The 2,784-nt window shown below is 63.3% G+C and carries 1 protein-coding gene; it reads right to left on the minus strand.

Annotation, left to right across the window (positions count from 1 at the left end; genetic code table 11):
- Window positions 1-2,784: malectin domain-containing carbohydrate-binding protein (locus tag AC3AYF_RS06920; protein WP_487779548.1), on the minus strand; the 2,784-nt coding region annotated here is incomplete at both ends.

Raw genomic sequence — 2,784 nt, forward strand, 5'->3', positions numbered from 1 at the left:
CATCGAAGAGCGTCGCGATTGGCGTTACGGTGCCCGCGGCCTTGTCGATGGAGAGCGTGAGCTCGACCTTGGCGATATCCGTCAGGCCTTTCGAGGCATCGCTCAGCATCTCCTCCAGGCTGATCTTGGTGTCGATACTGCCCCTCGACCACAGCTGTACCACCGTGCCACCGTTGCCGCCGAACACCAGCTTCAGCAGCTGATTGTGGTTCTGGGTGCCCAGGCCGAAGACGATCCCCTGCTGGGCATAATTGGGCACGGTGGAGGTGTCCAGCCCCTGCGCCGCGAACGCCTCGGGGAAGGGATTATCGAAGCGTGACGAGATGTTGATCACGTTGAGAGATGCGCTGCCCAGCGCCACGTGCTTGATGAAGTCATTGGCGCTGGGGTTGGCTGCCTGGGACATATCGCCGTTGGAGGTCCATACGATCAGCTCGCCGCCTTCGACGGTCGTCACCACGGAGTCGTCCGAGGCGTTGCCCAGAGTGCCGTCGAACCCGCCCTCTTCGAGCGGCGATCCGGAAGTCTCGAAATCCAGCGCGAGGATGACCCCTTCGCTCGAGTAGCTGGCATAGACCGAGCTGGAGGTCGCGCCGTTGCCGTTGTCGTCCCCGTCGACCACCGCATTGGCACCGACCGTGGCGGTAACGGTCCCGGTCTGCCAGCCGCCGTCCGGCGCATCGAAGGTATAGGTGGCGACGCCACTGGCGCTATCGTAGGTGGCCTGCGCGGGAGAGACCGGCACACCACCGGCCGAGGATGACACCGTCACGTCACCGGTATCGATCTGCGCCTGCGCGATGGCGTCATCGTCGGTGTATCGAACGCTGACGACCACTTGCCCATCGCTCGCTTCCGGCGTGTCGATCGCCAAAATGCTGGCGACCGGCACGTCGCCAGCGACGGCCTGATAGATGGCTATGGCGTTGAAGCCCGGCTCGCCGGTGTCCGCTGTGACGCCAATCACGATCCTGCCGTCGGTGACGACGACGTTCTTGGTCAGGACGACCGGCTTGTCGGCGCCGCCCGCCTGGGTGAAGGCATCGAAGTTCTCGGCGAATGTCTCGCCCTGGATCGTGTAGTCGCCCTGGCGCTGTCCCGCCTGGGACTGGTAGAGCTCGGCGAAATGCAGTTCGACGACATAGACGCCGTTGGGCACGTCATAGGTGGCGGTGTACGAACCGGAGAAGGAGTCCCGATAGGTATGATAGGCGGAACCGTCGAGATCGATCCCCCCGCTGTTGCTACCGGTGGTTCCCGCCTTGCCGTCGATATTGTTGCCGGTCTTGGTGTTTGGCGAGTAGTAGTCGGGATCGTCCGCCTCGAGGTCGATGCCCAGAATCGGATCGTCGCTGATCGCACCGCCGTAGGTGTGCTTGTCATCGCCTTGGAGGCTGTTATCGATGGAGTCGCTCGTCGCACCGACATTGATGGCACGTTGCAGCGCGCCTTTGACCAGACTGTCCAGGTTCGTGACGATGAAGGCATCGGTCTCATAGGCAGCAACGCCGAGCCCCGCGGTATCGGTGTAGCTGCCGGCGGCAACGCCCACCTCGAACGAACCGCTGCTCCACGCGTTACTGCTCGACGGTGGAGAGATCAGGTACTGGATCGTGGCCGTCCTGCCATCGTCACTGAGCCTGATCGCGTCGCTGCCGGTCGCCAGCGAGACGCCGCCAGGCGTATAGCCGGTAAAGACAAGTTCATCGCCGCTGATGGACGCGACATCAATGCCGGCGTTGTCGGTCACCACCACCGTGGCCAGGATGGGGCTGTCGTTGTCGAGCGGCTGGTCGAGCGCGATCGAGACGACTTCCGGCGGTGTCGTATCCGCGATCTCGTCGCCGAAGCCGTTGATCTGCAGGTTGTTGAAGTTGACCGGCGCCAGCGGCGCACCTTCACTGGTTTCGGCAAGGAAGCCGAAAGCCGCTCCCGATGACAGCTGGGTATCGCCATCATCGATGGTGTGCGAGCCGGTCAGCACGTCCTGCAGCACCCCTTCGGGCAGGGTGAAATCCCCCAGCGGCAAATCGGTGAATTCGTCCTGATCATTGAGACGATAAGCGGCATGCAGGGCGAAGCCGTTTGCCATGTCGATTTCGAGGCGCAGTTCGATCTCGGTGGTCCCGCCAGCGGCCAGCGCCGGCAAGCCGACCTGCGCCAGGGCCTGGTAGTTGCTGTCGCCGATCTCGTAGCCGACCTCGAAACCCGGCTCGCCATTCACCTCGCCGAACACCAGGCGCACGAAGTTGGCCTGGGTGCCGTCACCGAACAGGATGCCGGTGAGCTGCCCCTCCGCCACGCCGCCTGCCGTGGGGATCCAGTTCTGCACCTGCGTGGTCGCGACCAGGCGCTGCACATCGTCGCTGGGATTGACCCCCACATGCATGGCATCACGAACGCCATTGTCCGAGCCGACTACGCTCCCGGGGACCACGTTCTTGATCTGGAAGATCGGCGCGTTGGCACCGGGAATGATATTGCCACCGTTATCGAAAAGCCCCGGAATACCCTGATCGGGATTGGCGTCCTGGTTGGGTGTCGAGCCATCCAGCGCCGCCCCCATCAGACCGGTATCCCCGAGCGTTCCCGGATAAGGCGCCTCGGTCGGTTGAAAATCCAGGACGATGGCCTTGCCAGGCGTGAGTGCGAGGCCATTGGTGGCGCTGTACTCGAAGGGGTCGTGAATATTGTCGACGCCATCGAGATCATGATCCGTCGAATCGCTGACTTCCGATCCTGCCAGCGGCACGGCGCCATTGTTCGGCTGCAGGCTCTCGACCT

The organism is Salinicola sp. (assembly GCF_982684285.1).